This is a genomic window from Falsiroseomonas oryzae, from assembly GCF_027856955.1.
Classification (GTDB): domain Bacteria; phylum Pseudomonadota; class Alphaproteobacteria; order Acetobacterales; family Acetobacteraceae; genus Falsiroseomonas; species Falsiroseomonas oryzae.
In genome coordinates this window covers 1-726 of record NZ_JAPSMD010000944.1, presented here as the reverse complement: position 1 = coordinate 726, position 726 = coordinate 1, and the positions used below count along the sequence as shown (strand labels likewise).

The 726-nt window shown below is 78.8% G+C and carries 1 protein-coding gene; it reads left to right on the top strand.

Annotation, left to right across the window (positions count from 1 at the left end; all coding sequences use genetic code 11):
• Positions 1-726: hypothetical protein (locus OZN99_RS32850; RefSeq protein ID WP_270939367.1), on the top strand; the 726-nt coding region annotated here is incomplete at both ends.

The following is a 726-nucleotide window of genomic DNA, read 5'->3' as shown; positions in this document are numbered from 1 at the left end:
TGCCGCTGGAGCCGGAGGCGGAATGGGTCGCGGCGCGCGTGGCCGCGGCCGCGGCGGCGGTGGAGGCTGCGCAGGCGGCCGCGGCGGAGGTCGCCGCCGAAAGCACGCGGCTGGAGGCGGATCGCGCCCAGCTCGCGCGCGGCGAGACGGTGCCGACGCGCGAGGTGATCGCCGCCGCGCGCGCGCAACGCGACCACGCCTGGCGCCTCCTGCGGCGCGCGCTGGAGGGCGACCCATCGGCCGCGGAATCGCGCGAAGGGCTGCCGGATGGGCCCCTGCCCGACCTGTTCGAGACGCTGCGCGACACGGCGGACCGGCTGGCCGATACGCGTGCCGACGATGCCGGCCGCGTCACCGCCTATGCCGAGAAGACGGCGCGCCTCGGCTGGCTGGCGGCGCGCCGGGGGGATGTGGCGGCGGAGTTGCAGTCGGCGGAGGCCCGGCTGCGGGAGGCCGAGGCGGCATGGACGGCGCTGTGGTCGCCGGCGGGACTCCAGCCACAGGGCGCGGCGGCGATGCAGGCCTGGCGCCGCCAGCGCGCCGAGGTGCTTCGCCTGGCGGCCGCGGAGGCCGAGGCTATGCGACGCCGCGACGACCTCGCGACACGCATCGCGGAGGCGCGCGCCGGCGTGCTGGCGCTGCTGCCGGAGGCGTCGTCGCTTCCGACCCTCGCCGCCCTGCTGGACCGGGCGGAGGATGACTGCGCCGCGCAGGAGGCGGCGGAAC